Below are 21,617 nucleotides of genomic sequence, written 5' to 3'. Positions count from 1 at the left end.
AGCAAAAAGCAAAAGATCGCAGCCTTCGGCAGCTCCTACAGGGAACGCATTCTCATGTAGGAGCTGCCGAAGGCTGCGATCTTTTGATCTGACTCAGACCTGCGCCTGAGCCCCTTCGAACCACGCCAGCTTCTCGCGCAGTTGCACCACTTCACCAACGATCACCAATGTCGGCGCATGCACTTCATGCTCCGCCACCAGTCGCGGCAAATCAGCCAGCGTGCCGGTGAAGACGCGCTGATTGACCGTGGTGCCCTGCTGAATCAACGCCGCCGGGGTATCGGCTGAACGACCATGTTTGATCAGTTGTTCGCAGATGACCGGCAACCCGACCAGGCCCATGTAGAACACCAGCGTCTGCGCCGGCGCGACAAGGTCGGCCCAAGGCAGATCGGTGGAGCCGTCCTTCAGATGGCCGGTAACAAAGCGCACCGACTGCGCGTAATCACGGTGCGTCAGCGGAATCCCGGCATACGCCGCGCAACCACTTGCCGCCGTAATACCCGGCACCACCTGAAATGGAATGCCGTGAGCGGCCAGCTCTTCGATCTCTTCGCCGCCCCGGCCGAAGATAAACGGATCACCGCCCTTCAACCGGACCACGCGTTTGCCGGCCTTGGCCAGATCGACCAGTTGCTGGTTGATCTGATCCTGCGGCACGGCGTGATCAGCACGACGCTTGCCGACGTAGACCCGCTCGGCATCACGACGGCATAGCTCAAGAATCGCAGGTGCAACCAAACGGTCGTAGAGCACCACGTCGGCTTGCTGCATCAGACGCAAAGCCTTGAAGGTCAGCAGATCCGGATCGCCCGGGCCCGCGCCGACCAGATACACCTCGCCGGTCGTGACCATGGCTTCACCATCGATCTTGGCTTGCAGCAGACGCTCGGCTTCGGCGCCCTGCCCGGCCAGTTGGCGATCGGCAATCGGCCCCTGAAACACGTCTTCCCAGAAACCACGACGCTGTTGCACATCCGGAAACAGGCCTTTCACCTGATTGCGAAAACGCGCTGCCAGCCCGGCCAATTGGCCGTAGGTCGATGGAATCCAGGTTTCGATCTTGGCGCGGATCAAACGCGCCAGCACCGGCGCATCGCCGCCGCTGGACACGGCAATGATCAGCGGCGAACGGTCGACAATCGCCGGGAAGATCACGCTGCACAAGGCCGGCGCGTCGACCACGTTGACCGGCACGCAGCGCTTGTGCGCATCGGTGGAGACTTGTGCGTTCAGCGTCTCATCGTCGGTAGCGGCAATAATCAGCCCGCAACCGTCGAGATCCGCCTCGACGTAACCGCGCAACAGGCATTCACCGCCAGAAGCGGTAACCAGCTCACGCAGTTGCGTTTCGATTTCAGGTGCGACCACCCGCAGCAGCGCACCGGCATCGGCCAGCAGGCGGGATTTGCGCAAGGCAATTTCCCCCCCACCGACGACCAACACACGACTGCCGCGCAGGTTGTGAAACAGCGGCAGATATTTCATTTAGCCGATGACCTCAAGGCCACCCATGTACGGCTTCAGCACGTCCGGCACACGGATCGAACCGTCGGCCTGCTGGTAGTTTTCCAGCACGGCAACCAGCGTACGGCCGACTGCCAGACCCGAACCGTTCAAAGTGTGTACCAGCTCAGGCTTGCCGGTTTCCGGGTTGCGGAAACGCGCTTGCATACGACGGGCCTGGAAGTCGCCGCAGTTCGAGCACGAGGAGATTTCGCGGTACTTGTCCTGGCTCGGGATCCACACTTCCAGATCGTAGGTCTTGACCGCGCTGAAACCCATGTCGCCGGTGCACAGCGCCAGGGTGCGGTAAGGCAGACCGAGCAATTGCAGGACCTTTTCAGCGTTGGCGGTCAGGCCTTCCAGCGCTTCCATCGAAGTCGATGGCTCAACGATCTGGACCATTTCGACTTTGTCGAACTGGTGCTGACGGATCATGCCGCGGGTGTCACGGCCCGATGCACCGGCTTCACTGCGGAAGCACGGAGTGTGCGCGACGAACTTGATCGGCAGCAGTTTCGAATCGACGATTTCGCCGGCAACGATGTTGGTCAGCGACACTTCAGCGGTCGGGATCAGGTACAGATCGGCTTCGCCTTCGCGCGCGATCTTGAACAGGTCTTCTTCGAACTTCGGCAGTTGACCGGTGCCTTGCAGCGCCGGGGCCTGGACCAGATAAGGCGTGTAAGCCTCTTCGTAGCCGTGCTCGTTGACGTGCAGGTTGATCATGAACTGCGCCAGGGCGCGGTGCAGACGCGCGATCGGGCCACGCAGCAGGGCGAAACGCGCGCCGGACAGCTTGGCGGCGGTTTCGAAGTCCAGCCAGCCGAACTTCTCGCCCAGGGCAACGTGATCTTTCACTTCGAAATCGAAAGCAGTCGGCGTGCCCCAGCGGCGCACTTCGACGTTGTCGTCTTCGTCTTTACCGACCGGCACGGATTCGTGCGGCAGGTTCGGGATACCCAGCAGGATCGAATCCAGTTCGGTCTGGATCGCGTCCAGCTCGACTTTACCGGCGCTCAGTTCGCCCGCCATGCGCTCGACGTCCGCCATCAACGGCGCGATGTCTTCGCCGCGCTGCTTGGCCTGACCGATGGATTTGGAACGCGCGTTACGCTCAGCCTGCAGTGCTTCGGTGCGGGTCTGGACGGTCTTGCGCTGATCTTCCAGCGCTTCGATGCGCGCGGTATCCAGGGCAAAGCCACGGGAAGCCAGGCGGTCCGCTACGTCCTGAAGGTTGCTACGTAACAGTTTGGAATCGAGCATGTCGGTTTCTCGTTATCAAAGTTTGGTCAAAGACAGGCCGGCCCACGTCGCGAGCAGCCCGCCGAATACGCTGAGTGCCGCATAGCCCAGGGCCAGCGGCACTTGCCCGCTTTCCAGCAAGCGCACCGTATCCAGTGAAAAGGATGAAAAAGTCGTCAGCCCCCCGAGGAAGCCGACCATCAACCCGGCACGCACCTCGATCGGCACTTCCGGGCGTATCAAAAACAGGCCGTACAACACGCCAATCAGCAGACAGCCCACGATATTAACGGCCAGCGTCGCGGTATAGAAGTGCCGCGGCCAATTGGCGTTGACCCAATTACCGGTGGCGAAGCGCAACAAGGTGCCGGCAACCCCGCCAGCGGAGACCGCAATGATCAATGGAAGCACTATTTTCTCCGCTGCCGAGGGCTTAAACGATCGAGTTGGGCGAGGTGGTTGAGCTTCTCGCCGATCTTCAATTCCAGACCGCGCGGCACCGGTTGGTAGAACGGGATGGGATCAAGCTCTTCCGGGAAATAGTCTTCGCCGGCGGCATAAGCGTCCGGCTCGTCGTGGGCGTAGCGGTATTCGTCACCGTAGCCCAATTGTTTCATCAGTTTGGTCGGTGCGTTGCGCAGGTGCAGTGGCACCTCAAGAGAGCCGTTTTCAGCGGCGGCGCGCAAAGCGGTTTTGAAGCCCATGTACACCGCGTTGCTTTTTGGCGCACAGGCCAGATAGGTGATGGCTTGGGCCACGGCCAACTCGCCTTCCGGGCTGCCGAGACGCTCCTGCACTTCCCACGCCGCCAGGCACAGGCTGAGGGCGCGCGGGTCGGCATTGCCGATGTCTTCGCTGGCCATGCGCACTACGCGCCGGGCCAGGTACAGCGGATCACAACCGCCGTCGATCATTCGCGCAAACCAGTACAGTGCACCGTCGGGGTTGGAGCCGCGCACGGACTTGTGCAGCGCCGATATCTGGTCGTAGAACGCTTCGCCGCCCTTGTCGAAACGCCGGCGGGTGTCGCCGAGCAGGCTCTGCAGCAGCTCGGTGCCGATTTCGCTGTTGTCTTCAGCCAGGTCCGAGGCGTTTTCCAGCAGGTTGAGCAGACGCCGGCCATCGCCATCGGCGGCGGACAGCAGCATCTTGAAGCCTTCATCGTTCAGCGTCAGGTTGCGCTTGCCCAGACCGCGCTCTTCGGTAAGCGCGCGGTGCACCAGTTTGCGCAGCGCCGCTTCGTCGAGGCTTTTCAGCACGTAGACGCGGGCACGCGACAAAAGAGCGTTGTTGAGTTCGAACGAAGGGTTTTCGGTGGTGGCGCCGATGAAGATCAGCGTGCCGTCTTCAACGTACGGCAGGAATGCGTCCTGCTGGGACTTGTTGAAACGGTGCACTTCATCGACGAACAGAATTGTGCGCTTGCCGTACTGGCCGGCCTGCTGCTTGGCGATTTCAACGGCCTGACGGATCTCCTTGACCCCGGCGAGCACCGCCGAGACCGTTTCGAAGTGTGCATCGGAGACTTCTGCAAGCAACCGCGCCAGCGTGGTTTTGCCCACACCCGGCGGGCCCCAGAAGATCATCGAATGCAGGGCACCCTGCTCCAGCGCCTCACGCAGAGGCTTGCCGCGAGCGAGCACGTGCTCCTGACCGACATACTCATCCAGATTGGTCGCACGCAAACGCGCGGCCAGTGGCTGGGCAATCGGTGCACTGCGAAACAGATCCATCACGTAGCGTTGAAACCTCTATTTTGCCGATCATTGCCCCTGTAGGAGTGAGCCTGCTCGCGATAGCGGTGGGTCAGACGATGAAGATGTGACTGACAAATCGAATCGCGAGCAGGCTCAATCCTACAAAGGGTTTTGTGTTTATTCCTGGATCACGTCGGCACCCTTGGGGATGTCGAACTTGAACTTGGTTGCCGGTACTGGCTCGTTGGCCTTGACCCCGGTAAACAGGATGTTGGTGCGCTGGCCGACGCTGTCGATCAGTTGCATATCGTTGAGCAGACCGTTGCGGAACGACAGACGCAGGTTATCGAACAGAGTGTCTTTGGTTTTCGGCTTGAGGGTGAAGTCGATAACGCCGCCTGCTTCTTTCGCGCTGATATCAAAGCTCTGGCTGATCTTCGACACATCACCGGACAGCAGCAGCGCCGGGGTTTGGGTCAGACGCTCGTCGAGCTTCTTGATGGTGGCCTGTTCCAGGTCCGGATCCCACAGGGTGACTTTCTTGCCGTCGGAGACCATGGTCTGCTCGGCCGGCGCATTGGTGTGCCAGTAGAACAGGCCCGGACGCTGCAGGGTCATGTTGCCGGTGGTTTCCTGCAACTGCGTGCCGCTGCCGTCGAGGGTCAGCTGCGAGAAGTTCGCGCTCAGGGTCTTGGATGTTTCCAGCAATTGGGTCAGACGCGCCACGTCCTTGTCATCGGCGTGGGCCGTGAGAGTGGTCAGCGCCAGTACTGGCAGCAGCATGCGGATAAGACGCATGGGAGTCCTCTTGAATACTCGTTGGGAGAGCGGCGGCACATCATTGTCCCGCCTCTTGCGTTTGCAATCAGTCGCGTACCGGGCCCGGGGCCAGGACTTCACGGGAACCGTTGGTGTTCATCGAGGTGACGACGCCGGCCATTTCCATGGCTTCGATCATCCGAGCGGCGCGGTTGTAGCCGATCTTCAACTTGCGCTGTACCGCGGAAATCGAGGCGCGACGGCTTTCGAGTACGAACTGTACCGCTTCGTCGTACAGCGCGTCGGCTTCCGGATCATCGCCGTCGCCGCCACCGCTGCTGCCTTCAAAACCGCTGCCAGCTTCTTCGACACCGTTGAGGATGTCATCGTTGTATTCCGGTGCGCCGCGCAGTTTCCACGCTTCGACCACACGGTGTACCTCATCGTCGGATACGAATGCACCGTGAACCCGAATCGGCAGGCTGGTGCCCGGCGGCATGTAGAGCATGTCACCGTGACCGAGCAGTTGTTCGGCGCCACCCTGATCGATGATGGTGCGGGAGTCGATCTTGCTCGACACCTGGAACGCCATACGCGTCGGAATGTTGGCCTTGATCAGACCGGTGATCACGTCCACCGACGGCCGCTGGGTCGCGAGGATCAAGTGAATACCGGCAGCACGGGCCTTCTGGGCGATACGGGCGATCAGTTCTTCAACCTTCTTGCCGACGATCATCATCATGTCGGCGAATTCGTCAACCACCACGACAATGGTCGGCAGTTTCTGCAGCAGCGGCGCTTCGTCGTGAATGCTTTCACGCTTGTACAGCGGATCGCTCAACGGTTCGCCGGCGTCCTGGGCTTCCTTGACCTTGGCGTTGAAGCCGGACAGGTTGCGCACGCCCATTTTCGCCATCAGCTTGTAGCGGCGCTCCATCTCGGCAACGCTCCAGCGCAAGGCGTTGGCGGCGTCCTTCATGTCGGTGACGACCGGGCACAGCAGATGCGGAATGCCTTCGTAGATCGACAGCTCCAACATTTTCGGGTCGATCATGATCAGCTTGGCGTCTTCCGGGCCGGACTTGAACAGGATCGACAGGATCATCGCGTTCACACCCACCGACTTACCGGAACCGGTCGTACCGGCCACCAGCAGGTGCGGCATCTTCGCCAGGTCAGTAATGACCGGCTTACCGCCGATGTCGTGACCCAACGCCAGGGTGACCGGCGATTTGAAATTGTCGTATTCAGGCGTCGACAGCACTTCGGAGAAGCGCACGATCTGCCGGTCTTCGTTGGGAATCTCGATACCGACGGTGGTCTTGCCCGGAATCACCTCGACCACCCGCACACTGGTCACAGCCAGGGAACGTGCAAGGTCTTTGGCCAGGTTGGCGATGCGGCTGACTTTGACGCCGGCGGCAGGCTGAATTTCGTAACGGGTAATCACCGGGCCCGGGTGAATTGAATCCACCGTGACCTCGACACCGAACTCCTTGAGCTTGATTTCCAGCAAGTGGCCCACGGCCGCCAGGGATTCCGGTGAGTAATTGAGTTGTTTCTTTTCCGCAGGATCAAGAATCGAGATCGGCGGCAAGGTGCCTTCCACGGCGCTGTCGACGAACAACGGCACCTGTTTCTCTTTCTGCACGCGCTTGCTTGGCTCGGGCGCCTTGGCCGGGGCCGGGGCGATAACCGGCGGCACTTGTTTCTCGCGGTCGGACATGTGCTTGCTCAGGGCTTGCTCACGTTCGATCAGGCGTTCTTTGACTTTGGCTTGTTCGCGTTTGTCAGTGACCGTCGGCGCGACCACGTCATGCACGCGATCGTCGACTTCACGCAATTGCGCAACCAGTTGCTTGCGCTCGGTACGAGCCGACCACCAGCGATTGAGCGCGCCTTGAAACAGTTCGAACAGATCAAGGGTGATCTTGCCGGTGATGTCCATCACCTTGAACCACGACAGGTCGGTAAACACGGTCAGGCCAAACAGGAACAACGCAATGAACAACAGCGTGCTGCCCTGAATGTTCAGGGCGTTCTTCGCCAGATTGCCGAGGCTTTCGCCCAGCGCGCCACCAGCCCCCGCCGGCAGGCCCGAGGCCGCGTGAAAGTGCAGATGCGCCAGCGCAGCGCCAGACAACACCAGAAACACCAGACCGATCAGACGCCAGGAAAACAGCCAGCCGCTCCACTGCCACGGCTCGTGGCGCTGGCGGAAAATCTGGTACGCCTTGATCGCCAGCAGCAACGGGAAGATATAGGCGAAGTAACCCAGCACCATGAACAGGATGTCGGCGCTGTAAGAACCCGCCGGGCCGCCGAAATTCTGTACGTCATCGATCTTGCTGTTGTGGCTCCAGCCTGGATCGTCCTTGCCGTAGGTCAGCAAAGCCATCATCAGGAACAGGCACAAGGCGCCGATGGCGATCAATGCACCTTCCTTGAGCCGGTAGTGCAACTGTTGGCGCCAGAGCGGGACGACTGTTTTTGGTGCTTCGGTGGATTTCTTCAAAACGCTTCTTTTCCTGCGCCCGAGGCGCGTCCATCTATTGAATGACGATAAAAAACTGCCCAATCCAGGCAGGTAAAAAGTTAACGAGCGCAACTGAGACTACTTTTAACAACGAGCGCAACTGAGACTACTTTTAACACTGTGCTGCCGCTTTTATAAATACAGCGCACGGCGAACATTCTGTAACAGCCCGGCATTGTACGGGTTTGTGCGTGCGATGCCATGCTTCAAGCCCCAGGACTGAGCATAGTCAAGCACACAGAAGCCGCGACTCAATTTGAGCATGCATTACCTTTTGTGACAAAGGCTTATGAGGTCTATTTGATGAACGTAGCGAAGCATTCACGCCTGATTATCCTCGGCTCCGGCCCGGCCGGTTACAGCGCTGCCGTGTATGCCGCCCGCGCCAACCTCAAACCCGTGGTCATCACTGGCCTGCAGGCCGGTGGCCAGCTCACCACCACCGTCGAGGTCGACAACTGGCCCGGTGACGTCGAAGGCCTCACCGGCCCGGTGCTGATGGAGCGCATGCAGAAACACGCCGAACGCTTTGCCACAGAGATCGTTTACGACCACATCCACACCGCCAAGTTGCAGCAGCGCCCGTTCGAGCTTATCGGCGACAGCGGCACTTACACCTGCGACGCACTGATCATTGCCACCGGCGCCTCGGCGCAGTATCTGGGCTTGCCCTCGGAAGAAGCCTTCGCCGGCAAAGGCGTTTCCGCCTGTGCGACCTGTGACGGCTTCTTCTATCGCAATCAGGTGGTCGCCGTAGTCGGCGGCGGCAATACGGCGGTTGAGGAGGCACTTTACCTGTCGAACATCGCCAGGGAGGTGCACCTGATCCATCGTCGCGACAAACTGCGTTCGGAGAAAATCCTTCAGGACAAACTGTTCGAGAAAGCTGCGAACGGCAACGTACGCCTGCACTGGAACCAGAATCTCGACGAAGTGCTCGGCGATGCCGGCGGCGTCACCGGCGCGCGACTGCGGGACAGTCATACCGGCGAAACCCACGAACTGGCGTTGGCCGGCGTATTCATTGCCATTGGTCACAAGCCCAACACCGACCTGTTCCAAGACCAGTTGCCGATGCGCGACGGTTACTTGCGGGTCAAGGGCGGCAGCGACGGCGACGCCACCGCCACCGAGATTCCCGGGGTATTTGCCGCCGGTGACGTGGCTGACCACGTTTACCGCCAGGCGGTAACGTCAGCCGGTGCCGGGTGCATGGCCGCTCTGGATGCCGAGAAGTATCTGGACGACATTCCTGTGATTTAACGGCACACTTTATCGCGGGCCAGACGCCCCACCGCCCTCCCCTTCTGTAAGCCTGGATGCCATGCTGACTTGGTTACAACGTAATTCCCTGACTTTTCCGCCACTGGAAAAGGCCATGCGCGACCCCAACGGATTGCTGGCTGCGGGTGGCGATCTGTCGGCCGACCGGCTGATTCAGGCTTATCGCCATGGCTGCTTTCCATGGTTTTCCGAGGGCCAGCCGATTCTCTGGTGGTCGCCGGATCCGCGCACGGTGTTGTTTCCCGACGAACTGCATGTCTCGCGCAGCCTCGGCAAACTGCTGCGTCAGGAACGCTATCAAGTGACCTTCGATCAGGATTTCGATGCCGTGATCCGCGCCTGTGCCGCACCAAGGGATTACGCCGATGGCACCTGGATCACCGAGGCGATGCAGGACGCCTATGTCGAACTGCATCGTCGCGGCTTCGCGCATTCGGTGGAGGTCTGGGATCAGGGCGAACTGGTCGGTGGCCTGTACGGCTTGGCGATGGGCCAATTGTTTTTTGGTGAATCGATGTTCAGCCGCGCCGACAACGCCTCGAAATTCGGCTTTGCCACCCTGGTGCGGCACCTGAAAGACTCGGGATTCGTGCTGATCGATTGCCAGATGCCGACCGATCATCTGCACAGTCTCGGCGCCAGAGCCATTCCCCGCCAGGAATTCGCCGACTATCTGGCTCGCCATCTGGACCAACCCAATCGTGCCACCTGGGTTTGCTGAGCGACTTTTGCGCGCGTGGCTTACACTTAATTCACCAGCTTATCCCGAGGGTTGATCATGACCGAGTTGGCGCGATTGAAGTTCTATGCCACTCAGCCTCACTCTTGCAGTTATCTGCCCGAGGAGCAGGCCACGACCCTGTTTCTCGATCCGAGTCAGCCCATGGATGTGCATGTCTACGCAGACCTGTCGGAAATGGGCTTTCGTCGCAGCGGCGATCATCTGTACCGCCCGCATTGCCAGAACTGCAATGCGTGCGTGCCTGCGCGCATTCCCGTGGCGCAGTTCATGCCCAATCGTCAGCAGAAGCGGATTCTCAAGCGCAATACGGATTTGCAGGTGCGCCCGGCCAAACCGCAATTCAGCGAAGAATATTTCGATCTGTATCAGCGTTACATCGAACAGCGTCATGCAGACGGCGACATGTACCCGCCGAGCCGTGATCAGTTCGCGACGTTTCTGGTCCGCGACTTGCCATTCTCGCGCTTTTACGAGTTCCGACTCGACGGACGGTTGCTCGCCGTGGCGGTCACCGATTTGCTGCCGAACGGTTTATCAGCCGTGTACACCTTCTACGAACCCGCCGAAGAACGCCGCAGCCTTGGCCGATTTGCCATCCTCTGGCAAATCGCCGAGGCACAGCGTCTCGGGCTTGAGGCGGTGTACCTCGGTTACTGGATCAAGAACTGCAAAAAGATGAACTACAAGACGCAATATCGACCCATCGAACTGCTGATTAATCAGCGCTGGGTGATCCTCAACTAAACCCAAGCCGTAAACCCCTTGGCGTAAACCCCATTTTTCGGGCACAATGCACGCCGCTTTTGCCTGGCGCAGTTGCACCGGGCCATTCATTGGATACCGAGGGCTTTACTGCATGTCGAAAGAAGACAGCTTCGAAATGGAAGGCACTGTCGTCGACACCCTGCCCAACACCATGTTTCGTGTGGAGTTGGAAAATGGGCACGTCGTAACCGCGCATATTTCCGGCAAGATGCGCAAGAACTACATTCGTATTCTTACCGGTGACAAAGTGCGCGTCGAGCTGACGCCCTATGACTTGAGCAAAGGGCGCATCACTTACCGCGCTCGTTAATCAAGTCAATACAGAACGCCCGGTTTATGCCGGGCGTTTTTGTTTGTCTGGGATTTGGGGTTTGGGGTTTGGGGTTTGGGGGCATATCCGTTTTTTCGGGTGCGGCCGCTGGCGGTTTCGCTCTTACAGCGAGTCCCTTTTTCAAACGCCAAAAAGGAACCAAAAGGCTTTGCCCCTGGCGTACGGCCCGCTCGCTGGGGCTCGGGGTTCCCGAGCTACGGTGTCCATCCGGGGGCATCGCCTACGGTTTGCTTCGCTGCACCTCCTCTCGATGTATGCGGCTACGCCGCACGGCGCTGCGCGCCTACCCCCGGATGAACACCTCCGCTCGGCCTGCCGATGGGGCAAAAAATCAAAAACCGAAGCAAGATCAAAATCCGGATAAAAAGCCAGATCAAGAGTCCCTCACCCTAGCCCTCTCCCGGAGGGAGAGGGGACTCACCGCGTGGACTGGAAGAGATACGCCGACGTGCGATTCCGCGTTGAACTCAGGTTTTGAAAAGCCCGAAAATCGGCCCCCTCTCCCTCGGGAGAGGGCTGGGGTGAGGGGTAGCCCCACCACAGAATCAAAGCCGAGCACGATGTGCCCCTCACCACTCAACAGGATGAGCGTTAGCTCGGCTGCAGCTTTTGATCTGTAAGGCGACGTCGGAAGGCTGAGTGGAGGGATTGATCCGGGCGTGGGAGCGCAGCGACCGTTTGGCGCAGCCAAACACAGCGAGAGGAGGTGCAGCGAAGCAAACCGTAGACGCTGCGCCCGGATCGATCCCGCAGCGAAGGAACCCCGAGCCCCAGCGAGCGGGCCGCACGTAGGAGCAAGCGTTTTTTGCTTACTTTTTTTGGCGCTTGAAAAAAAGTGAGTCGCCGTAAGGGCGAAACCGTAATAAGCCATCACCGCAGCAACGGATATTCACCCAAAAAACCCAAACGACAAATAACAAAAAGGCGCCCGAAGGCGCCCTCTTGATCTCAGGCCATCAGGCCATTTCTGCGGTAGTTTCGAAGTCAAACGTCAACTCACCATCCTTGATGTCGATGTGCACCACACCGCCATGCTCGGCCAGCTCGCCAAACAGAATCTCCTCCGCCAACGGACGCTTGATCTTGTCCTGGATCAAACGAGCCATCGGACGTGCGCCCATCGCCGAGTCATAACCACCCGCCGCCAGCCAACTCCGCGCGGCATCAGTGACCTCAAGCAGCACACGCTTGTCTTCCAGCTGCGCCTGAAGCTCGGTAAGGAACTTGTCCACCACACTCTTGATGACCTCATGGCTGAGGCGACCAAACTGGATAATGGTGTCCAGACGGTTACGGAACTCCGGCGTAAAGCTCTTCTTGATCACTTCCATCGCATCAGACGAGTGGTCCTGATGGGTGAAACCGATCGAAGCACGCGCCGCTGTTTCGGCACCGGCGTTGGTGGTCATGATCACAATCACGTTGCGGAAGTCCGCCTTGCGCCCGTTGTTGTCGGTCAGCGTACCGTGATCCATCACCTGCAACAGCAGGTTGAAGACTTCCGGATGCGCCTTCTCGATTTCATCAAGGAGCAATACGCAATGCGGCTGCTTGGTGATCGCCTCGGTCAACAGACCGCCCTGATCGAAACCGACATAACCTGGAGGCGCACCGATCAGACGCGATACGGTGTGACGCTCCATGTATTCGGACATGTCGAAGCGAACCAGCTCGATCCCCAACGCCTTGGCCAATTGCCGCGCAGCCTCGGTTTTACCAACACCGGTCGGGCCTGCGAACAGGAACGAACCGACTGGCTTGTCGGGCGATTTAAGCCCGGCACGCGACAACTTGATCGCGGTCGACAGCGAATCGATCGCCGCGTCCTGACCAAACACCGTCAGCTTCAGGTCACGCTCCAGGTTACGCAGCAGCTCCTTGTCGGAGCTGGTGACGTGCTTCGGCGGAATCCGTGCGATTTTCGCCACGATGTCTTCGACCTGTGGCACTTCAATGCGCTTCACGCGTTTTTCGACCGGTTGCAGACGCTGATAGGCGCCCGCCTCGTCGATCACGTCGATGGCCTTGTCCGGCATGTGCCGGTCATTGATGTAGCGCGATGCCAGTTCAGCAGCGGCGCGCAACGACTCATCGCTGTATTCGATGTTGTGGTGCTGCTCGAAACGCCCTTTCAGGCCGCGCAGGATACCGATGGTGTCTTCCACCGACGGCTCGACGACATCGACCTTCTGGAAGCGACGCGCCAGGGCACGGTCCTTCTCGAAGATGCCACGGAATTCCTGGAACGTGGTCGAGCCGATGCAGCGAATGTCGCCAGACGACAGCAGCGGTTTGAGCAGGTTCGAAGCATCCATCACGCCACCGGAAGCAGCGCCGGCACCGATGATGGTGTGGATTTCGTCGATGAACAGGATCGCCTGCGGACGTTTTTTCAGTTCGTTGAGCAGCGCCTTGAAGCGCTTCTCGAAATCACCACGATACTTGGTGCCCGCGAGCAGAGCGCCAAGGTCGAGCGAGTAAACAACGCTGTTGGCCAGCAGGTCCGGCACCTGATTATCAACAATGCGCTTGGCCAGGCCTTCGGCAATCGCAGTTTTACCCACGCCCGCCTCGCCTACCAGCAGCGGATTGTTCTTGCGCCGACGCGCGAGAATCTGCGCGACACGCTCGACTTCCGATTCACGACCGACCAACGGATCGATACGACCCTGGCGCGCGAGTTCGTTGAGGTTGCTAGCATAAGCATCCAGAGGATTGCCTGAAGAAGAAGACTCACCGCCCTCGTCGTCCTGCATATCTTGTTCACCTTCAGAGTGATCGCCATGCCCCGGCACTTTGGAAATGCCGTGTGCGATGTAATTGACGACATCGATGCGCGCAACGCTCTGCTGTTTCAGCAGGAACACTGCCTGACTCTCTTGCTCACTGAAGATTGCGACCAGCACGTTGGCGCCAGTCACTTCGCGTTTGCCCGAGCTCTGTACGTGGAAAACAGCACGCTGCAGTACACGCTGGAAGCCCAGGGTTGGCTGGGTTTCACGATCTTCGTCATGAACGGGGATCAATGGCGTGGTGGAGTCGATGAACTCCTGCAGGTCATGCTTGAGTTTGTCGAGGTTTGCGCCGCAGGCACGCAAAACGGTGGCGGCAGCCTCATTGTCCAATAGGGCCAGCAAAAGGTGTTCGACGGTCATGAATTCATGACGCTTCGAACGAGCCTCCTTGAAGGCTAGATTGAGGGTGACTTCGAGCTCGCGGTTTAACATAGCTTCACCTCATACCCAAGTGGTCGGCGATTAACCGTCCTTCTCGATTTCACAGAGTAGCGGATGCTGGCTTTCCCTGGCGTACTGGTTGACCTGCATGGCCTTTGTCTCGGCGATGTCGCGGGTAAACACTCCACATACTGCCCGTCCTTCTGTGTGGACGGCCAGCATGACCTTGGTCGCCAGCTCGCGATTCAGGTTAAAAAACACCTCGAGCACTTCGACGACGAAATCCATCGGTGTGTAGTCATCATTAAACAAAACCACCTTGTACATCGGCGGCGCCTGTAACGCAGGCTTTGCTTCCTGAACAGCAACGCCTGCCGAATCGTCGTCGTGCTCCTCTGGAAGATCCTTTTGGAGAAGCGGGCGATCCTGATTGAATGTTAGTCGAATCTGGCTGATTGCATGCATGGAAAGAAAGGTTCGTCAGTTGTGCAAATACAGTGGTGGGGGCGGTTGTACGCGTTTTCAACTCCGACTGCCCGGTCACCTTGACTATCGGGAAAACGGTGTTACAACCAATAGAGCCCACAGTGGGTAAAAAAGATCCGCGGAGTCAATCCTTTTAACGGATTAGATTGCGGATGAATTGGATGATACTCCAGCGATGGAGTCTGTTGCAGAGGGATTTGAGCATGGCTGTCGGCAAGGTGAAATGGTTCAACAATGCCAAGGGATTCGGCTTTATCAATACCGATGCCCGCGAAGGCCGCGATGAGGATGGGAAAGAGATCGACTTCTTTGCTCATTTTTCTCAGATTAAGATGGATGGGTACAAAACCCTCAAAGCCGGGCAAGCGGTGGTTTTTAGTATTATTCAAGGCCCTAAGGGGCTGCATGCCACAGACATCCAATCTGTCATCACTGAGCCATCCAGTGCCGTTGAGAGCGCAGCTGTCGGCGCGGCTGCGGCTGCGGCTGCCGCAAACACCAAAGCAATGAGCTGACTGATTTTCACCTGATATTCCAAGCAATAAAAAACCGCCTGACTCAATTCAACGAGTCAGGCGGTTTTTATGTGCCTGCATTTCTTACATATGCGAAATCAACGCATCCCCGAAGCCTGAAGACGACACCAGCTTCGCTCCATCCATCAGACGCTCGAAGTCATAGGTCACGGTCTTGGCACCAATGGCACCATTGGTGCCCTTGATGATCAGATCCGCCGCCTCGGTCCAGCCCATGTGCCGCAGCATCATTTCTGCCGAGAGAATCAGCGAACCCGGGTTGACCTGATCCTTGCCGGCGTACTTCGGCGCCGTACCGTGGGTGGCTTCGAACATCGCCACGGTGTCGGACAGGTTGGCGCCCGGCGCGATACCGATACCGCCCACTTCCGCCGCCAAAGCGTCGGAGAGGTAGTCGCCGTTGAGGTTGAGGGTCGCGATCACATCGTATTCGGCCGGGCGCAGCAGGATCTGCTGGAGCATGGCGTCGGCGATGGCATCTTTGACCACAACGTTCTTGCCGGTTTTCGGGTTTTTGAACTGCATCCACGGGCCACCGTCGAGCAGGGTCGCACCGAATTCTTCGGCGGCCACTTCGTAGGCCCACTCTTTGAAGGCACCTTCGGTGAACTTCATGATGTTGCCTTTGTGCACGATGGTCAGCGAATCGCGGTCGTTATCGACCACATATTGCAGGGCCTTGCGCGCCAGACGCTTGGTGCCTTCCAGCGAAACCGGCTTGACGCCGATGCCGCAGTTTTCGTCGAAACGGATCTTGGTGACGCCCATTTCTTCTTTAAGGAATTTGATGACCTTGGTGGCTTCCGGCGAACCGGCCTTCCACTCAATGCCCGCATAGATGTCTTCGGAGTTCTCGCGGAAAATGGTCATGTCGACATCGCCGGGCTTTTTCACCGGGCTTGGCACGCCTTCGAACCAGCGCACCGGGCGCAGGCAGACGTACAGGTCGAGTTGCTGACGCAGGGCCACGTTCAGCGAGCGGATGCCGCCACCGACCGGAGTGGTCAGCGGGCCTTTGATGGAAACCACGTAATCCTTGACTGCATCGAGGGTTTCCTGAGGCAGCCAGGTGTCCTGATCATAAACCTGAGTGGCTTTTTCCCCGGCGTAGACTTCCATCCAGGAAATCTTGCGTTTACCGCCGTATGCCTTTTGAACTGCAGCATCGACAACCTTGATCATCACCGGGCTGATGTCGACACCAATGCCGTCACCTTCGATGAAGGGGATGATCGGGTTATCAGGAACATTGAGAGAATGGTCTGCATTGACGGTGATTTTGTCGCCGACGGCTGGAACCTGAATCTTCTTGTAACCCATGCTGAACTCCATTGTTTGGATTGAACATCTGGCTTGGTTCGAGCGTAACCCAGTTAAATCAACACGCAAACCCTCTGTTCGTGGCGCGCCTACATCTCGTTTCGTACAAGCCTGAAAGCAAAGGGAAAAGCGCCAAACTCAAGCATTCGCGACGACTCTACGCCCGACCCTGCCCTGCGACCTTTAGACCAATGGACGAGAATCGTTGCATATGAACCATCGGCAGATTGCCAGCTACCTATGTATAATGCCGCCCGCTGACCACAGGGTCACGACGGCTGGCCTCTCTAGCACGAGACTTTCCGCCTGATTGGTCGGGTTGTTACCGCAGTCCGACTGCTTGACGCTCTACTGATGCACCCAACATCACCGCGAAGATTCTCGACATTCGGTTCATGGATGACTTTGAACGAACGCGCTTACCCGGCGCCCCTCGAGTTTCTGCGCACGCTTTAGCAAAGAAGAGAGAGTTAATCCGAATATGCCCACCCGCTCGAAGATCATCTATACCTTCACCGACGAAGCTCCAGCCCTCGCCACCTATTCCCTGCTGCCGATCATCGAGGCTTACACCGCCTCGGCCGATATCGCCGTGGAAACCCGCGATATCTCTCTTGCAGCACGTATTCTGGCCAGCTTCCCCGAGCAACTGGGCGACAAAGCCGTAGCCGACCACCTCGCCGAACTGGGCGACCTGGCCGTTACGCCTGAAGCCAACATCATCAAGCTGCCGAACATCAGCGCTTCGGTGCCACAGCTGCAAGCCGCGATCAAAGAGCTGCAAGCTCAGGGCTACAACCTGCCGGACTACCCGGAAACCGTGACCAGCGACGCCGACAAAGACGCCAAGGCGCGTTACGACAAGGTCAAGGGCAGTGCCGTGAACCCGGTTCTGCGTGAAGGCAACTCCGACCGTCGTGCACCGCTGTCGGTGAAGAACTACGCGCGCAAGCACCCGCACAAAATGGGCGCCTGGGCCAAAGACTCCAAATCCCACGTCGCTCACATGAGCACCGGCGATTTCTACGGCAGCGAAAAAGCTGCCCTGATCGACGCCGCTGACGCCGTGAAGATCGAGCTGATCGCCAAGGACGGTACCGCTACCGTTCTGAAAGAAAAAACCACCGTTCAAGCTGGCGAGATCCTCGACTGCGCCGTGATGAGCAAAAACGCCCTTCGCGCGTTCATCGCTACTGAAATCGAAAGCGCCAAGGCCCAAGGCGTGCTGCTTTCGGTTCACTTGAAAGCAACCATGATGAAGGTCTCCGACCCGATCATGTTCGGCCAGATCGTTGCCGAGTTCTATAAAGACGCCCTGACCAAGCACGCTGACGTGCTGGCCGAGATCGGCTTCAACCTGAACAACGGCATCGGCGATCTGTACGCGCGCATCAAAGCCCTGCCGGCTGAGCAGCAAGCACAGATCGAAGCTGACATGGCCGCCGTCTACGCTGCTCGCCCATCGCTGGCGATGGTCAACTCCGACAAAGGCATCACCAACCTGCACGTGCCGAGTGACGTGATCGTCGACGCCTCGATGCCGGCAATGATCCGTGACTCCGGCAAAATGTGGGGCACCGACGGTCAGTTGCACGACACCAAGGCTGTGATCCCGGATCGTTGCTACGCGACCATCTACCAGGCTGTGATCGAAGATTGCAAAGCCAATGGCGCTTTCGACCCGACCACCATGGGCAGCGTGCCAAACGTTGGCCTGATGGCGAAGAAAGCCGAAGAGTACGGCTCGCACGACAAGACCTTCCAGATCAAGGCTGACGGCGTGGTTCGCGTCACCGACAGCAAGGGCAACCTGCTGATGGAACAGGCTGTTGAAGCCGGCGACATCTTCCGCATGTGCCAGACCAAAGATGCGCCGATCCAGGACTGGGTCAAACTGGCCGTCAACCGCGCTCGCGCGAGCAGCACCCCAGCGATCTTCTGGCTGGACCCGATGCGCGCTCACGACGGCGTAGTGATCGAGAAAGTTCAGGCTTACCTGAAGGATCACGACACCACCGGTCTGGACATCCAGATCATGGCACCGGTCGACGCCATGAAGTACACCCTGCAGCGCACCCGCGAAGGCAAGGACACCATTTCGGTGACCGGCAACGTACTGCGCGACTACCTGACCGACCTGTTCCCGATCATGGAACTGGGCACCAGCGCCAAGATGCTGTCGATCGTGCCGCTGATGAACGGCGGCGGCCTGTTCGAAACCGGCGCCGGCGGTTCGGCACCGAAGCACGTGCAGCAACTGGTTGAAGAGAACTTCCTGCGCTGGGATTCGCTGGGCGAGTTCCTCGCACTGGCAGCGTCCCTTGAGCATCTGGGTGTGAACTACAACAACCCGAAAGCCCTGGTGCTGTCGAAAACCCTGGATCAGGCCACCGGCCAGTTCCTCGACAACAACAAGTCGCCATCGCGCAAAGTCGGCAACATCGACAACCGCGGCAGCCACTTCTATCTGGCGATGTACTGGGCTCAGGCCCTCGCTGCCCAGACTGAAGACGCAGCACTGCAAGCGCAGTTCGCGACCCTGGCCAAAACCCTGACCGAGAACGAAGCAACCATCGTTGCCGAGCTCAACGCCGTTCAGGGCAAGCCAGTCGACATCGGCGGTTACTACCACGCCAATGCCGAGCTGATCAGCAAGGCCATGCGCCCAAGCGCAACCCTCAACGCGGCGATTGCTGCGCTGGTTTAAGGTTGTAAAGGGAACATCACAAACCCCGGCCTCGTGCCGGGGTTTGTGTTTCTGAACACAACACAATTCCTTGTAGGAGTGAGCCTGCTCGCGATAGCGGTATACCATTCAACAGATATGGTGGCTGGTGTACCGCTATCGCGAGCAGGCTCACTCCTACATTGGATTGCATTTCAATCCCAGAATTGAGGAAGGTTTTATGGAATGGCTCCCCCACATCACCGTCGCCACCATCGTCGAGGACAACGGCCGCTTCCTGATGGTCGAGGAACACAAGGCCGGGCGTAACGTGCTCAACCAGCCCGCCGGCCATCTCGCCCCGGACGAAACCCTGATCGAAGCCGCCGTGCGCGAAACCCTCGAAGAAACCGGCTGGGACGTCGAACCTACCGGCGTGATCGGCATTTACCTGTACACCGCACCGAGCAATGGCGTGACCTACCAGCGCGTGTGCTTCAGCGCCAAAGCCGTGCAACACCACCCCGACTACCAACTCGATGACGGCATCGTCGGCGCCAAGTGGCTGACCCGCGACGAATTAATCGCCCAGCGCGACAACTGGCGCAGCGAGCTGATCATCCGTTGCATCGACGATTATCTGGCCGGTCATCACTTCAGCCTCGAACTGATCCGCCCTTCTCTTTAGCCTTGAGGCTGCGAGCCTGCTAGAATCGCGTCCTTTTTCAAGACACTCATTGAATCCCTATGCGTGATCCAGCCCCTTCTGACACAACCAAGAAGCGCGTCATTGTCGGCATGTCCGGCGGCGTGGACTCTTCCGTTTCCGCTCTCCTGCTGATCGAGCAGGGTTACGAGGTGGAAGGCCTGTTCATGAAGAACTGGGAAGAAGACGACGGAACGGAATACTGCACCGCCATGGACGACCTGGCGGATGCCCAGGCTGTCTGCGACAAGATTGGCATCAAGTTGCACACCGCCAACTTCGCCGCCGAGTACTGGGACAACGTGTTCGAGCACTTCCTGGCCGAATACAAGGCCGGCCGTACGCCGAACCCGGACATCCTGTGTAACCGCGAGATCAAGTTCAAGGCGTTCCTCGACTACGCCATGATGCTCGGTGCCGACCTGATCGCCACCGGTCACTACGTGCGCCGCCGCGATATCGATGGCCGCACCGAACTGCTCAAAGGCCTCGATCCGAACAAGGATCAGAGCTACTTCCTGCACGCCGTTGGCGGTGAACAGATCGCCAAGACCCTGTTCCCGGTCGGCGAACTGGAAAAACCGGAAGTGCGCGCCATTGCCGAGAAATACGAGCTGGCGACCGCCAAGAAGAAGGATTCCACCGGGATCTGCTTCATCGGCGAGCGGCGCTTCAGCGACTTCCTCAAGCAATACCTGCCGGCGCAACCGGGCGAAATCAAAACTACCGAAGGCGAAGTCATCGGCCGTCACCACGGTTTGATGTACCACACCATCGGTCAGCGCCAAGGCCTGGGCATCGGCGGCTTGAAAGATGCCGGTGACGAGCCGTGGTACGTGCTGCGCAAGGACCTGGACAGCAACGAGCTGATCGTCGGCCAGGGCAACAACCATCCGTGGCTGTTCTCCAGCGCCCTGCTCGCTTCGGAAATCTATTGGGTCAACCCGATCGACCTGAGCCAGCCGCTGCGCCTGACCGCGAAAGTGCGTTATCGCCAGAGCGATCAAGCCTGCACCCTGGAAAAAACCGCCAGCGGCTACCGCGCCGTGTTCGACGAGCCGCAACGCGCGGTGACGCCGGGCCAATCGGTGGTGTTCTACGACGGTGAAATCTGCCTCGGCGGCGGCGTGATCGAAGTGGCCGAGCCGTGGAGCGGCCAGGCATGAGCCCGACTCAGGAGCAACTGACGGCGCTCGGCGGCGTGTTTCTCGCCGCCGTGCTGGTCGACCGGATCGCCAAGACCGGCCAGACCAGCGAGGCCGGCCTGAGCTGCATGCTCGGCAGCCTGCTCGTGCGCGACCCGAAGGACACGCTGGACGTGTACGGCGGCGACGACATCAATTTGCGCGAAGGTTACCGCGCACTGATCGGCGCCCTCGAGCGCGACCCAAGCACATTGCAGCGCGAGCCACTGCGTTATGCCCTGTCGATGCTCGGCCTGGAACGTCAACTGGCCAAGCGCAACGACATGCTCGACATCATCGGTAAGCGTTTGCCGCAGATCCAGTCGCAGGTCGAGCATTTCGGCCCGGCCCACGAAAACGTGGTCGCGGCTTGCGGCGCGCTGTACCAGGACACCCTGAGCACCTTGCGCCAACGCATTCAGGTGCACGGCGACATGCGCAATCTGCAGCAACCGAGCAATGCCTCGAAAATCCGCGCCCTGCTCCTTGCCGGTATCCGTTCGGCACGCCTATGGCGGCAGCTCGGCGGCCATCGCTGGCAGTTGGTGATCAGCCGGCGCAAGCTGCTCAAAGAGCTGTATCCGTTGATGCGCAGCGAGTAATTCGCCGCGCAATAAAAGCTTTGTAGTCTGTAACGCGTAATACGCCGGTCAGTTGGCAACGGACCGGCGGATTTTTTCAT

Annotated in this window: 18 protein-coding genes; 9 read left to right on the top strand and 9 right to left on the bottom strand. The window is 59.0% G+C overall.

Translation table 11 applies throughout. From position 1 onward, the window contains the following. Window positions 1-93: 93 nt before the first annotated feature. From cysG to H8F23_RS21220, 6 genes are all read right to left on the bottom strand, one after another. Window positions 94-1,488, bottom strand: a complete 1,395-nt coding sequence (gene cysG / locus H8F23_RS21245; protein WP_194935670.1) for a siroheme synthase CysG — start codon at window positions 1,486-1,488, stop codon at window positions 94-96. Beyond that, a complete protein-coding gene (gene serS / locus H8F23_RS21240; RefSeq protein ID WP_194935669.1) occupies window positions 1,489-2,769 on the bottom strand; it encodes a serine--tRNA ligase in 1,281 nt (426 codons plus the stop codon). Between the two features lie 15 nt (window positions 2,770-2,784). After that, window positions 2,785-3,159, bottom strand: a complete 375-nt coding sequence (gene crcB / locus H8F23_RS21235) for a fluoride efflux transporter CrcB (RefSeq protein WP_007908079.1) — start codon at window positions 3,157-3,159, stop codon at window positions 2,785-2,787. Beyond that, window positions 3,159-4,481 (bottom strand): replication-associated recombination protein A, encoded by a 1,323-nt coding sequence (locus H8F23_RS21230; RefSeq protein WP_194935668.1) that lies wholly within the window; start codon window positions 4,479-4,481, stop codon window positions 3,159-3,161. Before H8F23_RS21230 ends, crcB begins: the two co-directional genes overlap by 1 nt. A 141-nt stretch (window positions 4,482-4,622) precedes the next feature. Beyond that, window positions 4,623-5,243, bottom strand: a complete 621-nt coding sequence (lolA, locus tag H8F23_RS21225; protein WP_122843733.1) for an outer membrane lipoprotein chaperone LolA — start codon at window positions 5,241-5,243, stop codon at window positions 4,623-4,625. Window positions 5,244-5,310: 67 nt separating this feature from the next. Then, entirely contained in the window at window positions 5,311-7,719 is a 2,409-nt protein-coding gene (locus H8F23_RS21220) for a DNA translocase FtsK (protein WP_034155142.1), read from the bottom strand. Between the two features lie 324 nt (window positions 7,720-8,043). Between H8F23_RS21220 and trxB the strand changes: the two genes are divergently transcribed. The 4 genes from trxB to infA all read left to right on the top strand — a co-directional run bounded on the left by trxB (window position 8,044) and on the right by infA (window position 10,841). After that, entirely contained in the window at window positions 8,044-9,003 is a 960-nt protein-coding gene (gene trxB, locus H8F23_RS21215) for a thioredoxin-disulfide reductase (RefSeq protein ID WP_194935667.1), read from the top strand. A gap of 61 nt (window positions 9,004-9,064) precedes the next feature. Continuing rightward, window positions 9,065-9,745, top strand: coding sequence for a leucyl/phenylalanyl-tRNA--protein transferase (gene aat / locus H8F23_RS21210; protein WP_093434297.1), 681 nt, complete (start codon window positions 9,065-9,067; stop codon window positions 9,743-9,745). A gap of 57 nt (window positions 9,746-9,802) precedes the next feature. Beyond that, the gene (locus tag H8F23_RS21205) at window positions 9,803-10,510 is read left to right on the top strand and encodes an arginyltransferase (protein WP_194935666.1); all 708 of its coding nucleotides are present in this window, start codon (window positions 9,803-9,805) and stop codon (window positions 10,508-10,510) included. A 112-nt stretch (window positions 10,511-10,622) separates the two neighbouring features. Further along, window positions 10,623-10,841 carry a translation initiation factor IF-1 gene (gene infA, locus H8F23_RS21200; protein ID WP_002553999.1) on the top strand — a complete coding sequence of 73 codons (219 nt, stop codon included), beginning with the start codon at window positions 10,623-10,625 and terminating at the stop codon, window positions 10,839-10,841. Between the two features lie 977 nt (window positions 10,842-11,818). Here the strand turns inward: infA and clpA are convergent. Together clpA and clpS are read right to left on the bottom strand one after the other, a co-directional pair. Beyond that, entirely contained in the window at window positions 11,819-14,089 is a 2,271-nt protein-coding gene (gene clpA, locus H8F23_RS21195; RefSeq protein ID WP_016987404.1) for an ATP-dependent Clp protease ATP-binding subunit ClpA, read from the bottom strand. 30 nt (window positions 14,090-14,119) lie between these two features. Then, entirely contained in the window at window positions 14,120-14,503 is a 384-nt protein-coding gene (gene clpS / locus H8F23_RS21190) for an ATP-dependent Clp protease adapter ClpS (RefSeq protein WP_016987405.1), read from the bottom strand. Between the two features lie 224 nt (window positions 14,504-14,727). On the opposite strand from clpS, the gene H8F23_RS21185 reads away from it, so the two are divergent. Beyond that, the gene (locus tag H8F23_RS21185) at window positions 14,728-15,039 is read left to right on the top strand and encodes a cold shock domain-containing protein (RefSeq protein ID WP_194935665.1); all 312 of its coding nucleotides are present in this window, start codon (window positions 14,728-14,730) and stop codon (window positions 15,037-15,039) included. An 84-nt stretch (window positions 15,040-15,123) separates the two neighbouring features. Here H8F23_RS21185 and icd read toward each other — a convergent pair whose 3' ends face one another. Continuing rightward, entirely contained in the window at window positions 15,124-16,380 is a 1,257-nt protein-coding gene (gene icd, locus H8F23_RS21180; RefSeq protein ID WP_034155137.1) for an NADP-dependent isocitrate dehydrogenase, read from the bottom strand. Window positions 16,381-16,861: 481 nt separating this feature from the next. Between icd and H8F23_RS21175 the strand changes: the two genes are divergently transcribed. From H8F23_RS21175 to hflD, 4 genes are all read left to right on the top strand, one after another. Beyond that, a complete protein-coding gene (locus tag H8F23_RS21175; RefSeq protein ID WP_194935664.1) occupies window positions 16,862-19,087 on the top strand; it encodes an NADP-dependent isocitrate dehydrogenase in 2,226 nt (741 codons plus the stop codon). A gap of 199 nt (window positions 19,088-19,286) precedes the next feature. Next, on the top strand, window positions 19,287-19,733 hold the full coding sequence (locus tag H8F23_RS21170; protein ID WP_194935663.1) for an NUDIX hydrolase: 447 nt from the start codon (window positions 19,287-19,289) through the stop codon (window positions 19,731-19,733). Window positions 19,734-19,792: 59 nt separating this feature from the next. Next, window positions 19,793-20,917 (top strand): tRNA 2-thiouridine(34) synthase MnmA, encoded by a 1,125-nt coding sequence (mnmA, locus tag H8F23_RS21165; RefSeq protein ID WP_194935662.1) that lies wholly within the window; start codon window positions 19,793-19,795, stop codon window positions 20,915-20,917. Continuing rightward, window positions 20,914-21,537, top strand: coding sequence for a high frequency lysogenization protein HflD (gene hflD / locus H8F23_RS21160; RefSeq protein WP_016987411.1), 624 nt, complete (start codon window positions 20,914-20,916; stop codon window positions 21,535-21,537). Before mnmA ends, hflD begins: the two co-directional genes overlap by 4 nt. The last annotated feature ends 80 nt before the right edge of the window (window positions 21,538-21,617 follow it).

This window comes from Pseudomonas neuropathica, from assembly GCF_015461835.1.
Taxonomy (GTDB): Bacteria; Pseudomonadota; Gammaproteobacteria; order Pseudomonadales; family Pseudomonadaceae; genus Aquipseudomonas; species Aquipseudomonas neuropathica.
This window is presented reverse-complemented; position numbering and strand designations above follow the sequence as displayed.

What these genes read in the sequence shown, in the direction of transcription:
- icd (WP_034155137.1), bottom strand. Translation starts at nt 16,380, where the DNA reads ATGGGTTACAAGAAGATTCAGGTTCCAGCCGTCGGCGACAAAATCACC.
- clpS (WP_016987405.1), bottom strand. Translation starts at nt 14,503, where the DNA reads ATGCATGCAATCAGCCAGATTCGACTAACATTCAATCAGGATCGCCCG.
- mnmA (WP_194935662.1), top strand. Translation starts at nt 19,793, where the DNA reads ATGCGTGATCCAGCCCCTTCTGACACAACCAAGAAGCGCGTCATTGTC.
- aat (WP_093434297.1), top strand. Translation starts at nt 9,065, where the DNA reads ATGCTGACTTGGTTACAACGTAATTCCCTGACTTTTCCGCCACTGGAA.
- H8F23_RS21185 (WP_194935665.1), top strand. Translation starts at nt 14,728, where the DNA reads ATGGCTGTCGGCAAGGTGAAATGGTTCAACAATGCCAAGGGATTCGGC.
- cysG (WP_194935670.1), bottom strand. Translation starts at nt 1,488, where the DNA reads ATGAAATATCTGCCGCTGTTTCACAACCTGCGCGGCAGTCGTGTGTTG.
- H8F23_RS21175 (WP_194935664.1), top strand. Translation starts at nt 16,862, where the DNA reads ATGCCCACCCGCTCGAAGATCATCTATACCTTCACCGACGAAGCTCCA.
- hflD (WP_016987411.1), top strand. Translation starts at nt 20,914, where the DNA reads ATGAGCCCGACTCAGGAGCAACTGACGGCGCTCGGCGGCGTGTTTCTC.
- H8F23_RS21170 (WP_194935663.1), top strand. Translation starts at nt 19,287, where the DNA reads ATGGAATGGCTCCCCCACATCACCGTCGCCACCATCGTCGAGGACAAC.
- lolA (WP_122843733.1), bottom strand. Translation starts at nt 5,243, where the DNA reads ATGCGTCTTATCCGCATGCTGCTGCCAGTACTGGCGCTGACCACTCTC.
- clpA (WP_016987404.1), bottom strand. Translation starts at nt 14,089, where the DNA reads ATGTTAAACCGCGAGCTCGAAGTCACCCTCAATCTAGCCTTCAAGGAG.
- infA (WP_002553999.1), top strand. Translation starts at nt 10,623, where the DNA reads ATGTCGAAAGAAGACAGCTTCGAAATGGAAGGCACTGTCGTCGACACC.
- serS (WP_194935669.1), bottom strand. Translation starts at nt 2,769, where the DNA reads ATGCTCGATTCCAAACTGTTACGTAGCAACCTTCAGGACGTAGCGGAC.
- H8F23_RS21205 (WP_194935666.1), top strand. Translation starts at nt 9,803, where the DNA reads ATGACCGAGTTGGCGCGATTGAAGTTCTATGCCACTCAGCCTCACTCT.
- trxB (WP_194935667.1), top strand. Translation starts at nt 8,044, where the DNA reads ATGAACGTAGCGAAGCATTCACGCCTGATTATCCTCGGCTCCGGCCCG.
- H8F23_RS21230 (WP_194935668.1), bottom strand. Translation starts at nt 4,481, where the DNA reads ATGGATCTGTTTCGCAGTGCACCGATTGCCCAGCCACTGGCCGCGCGT.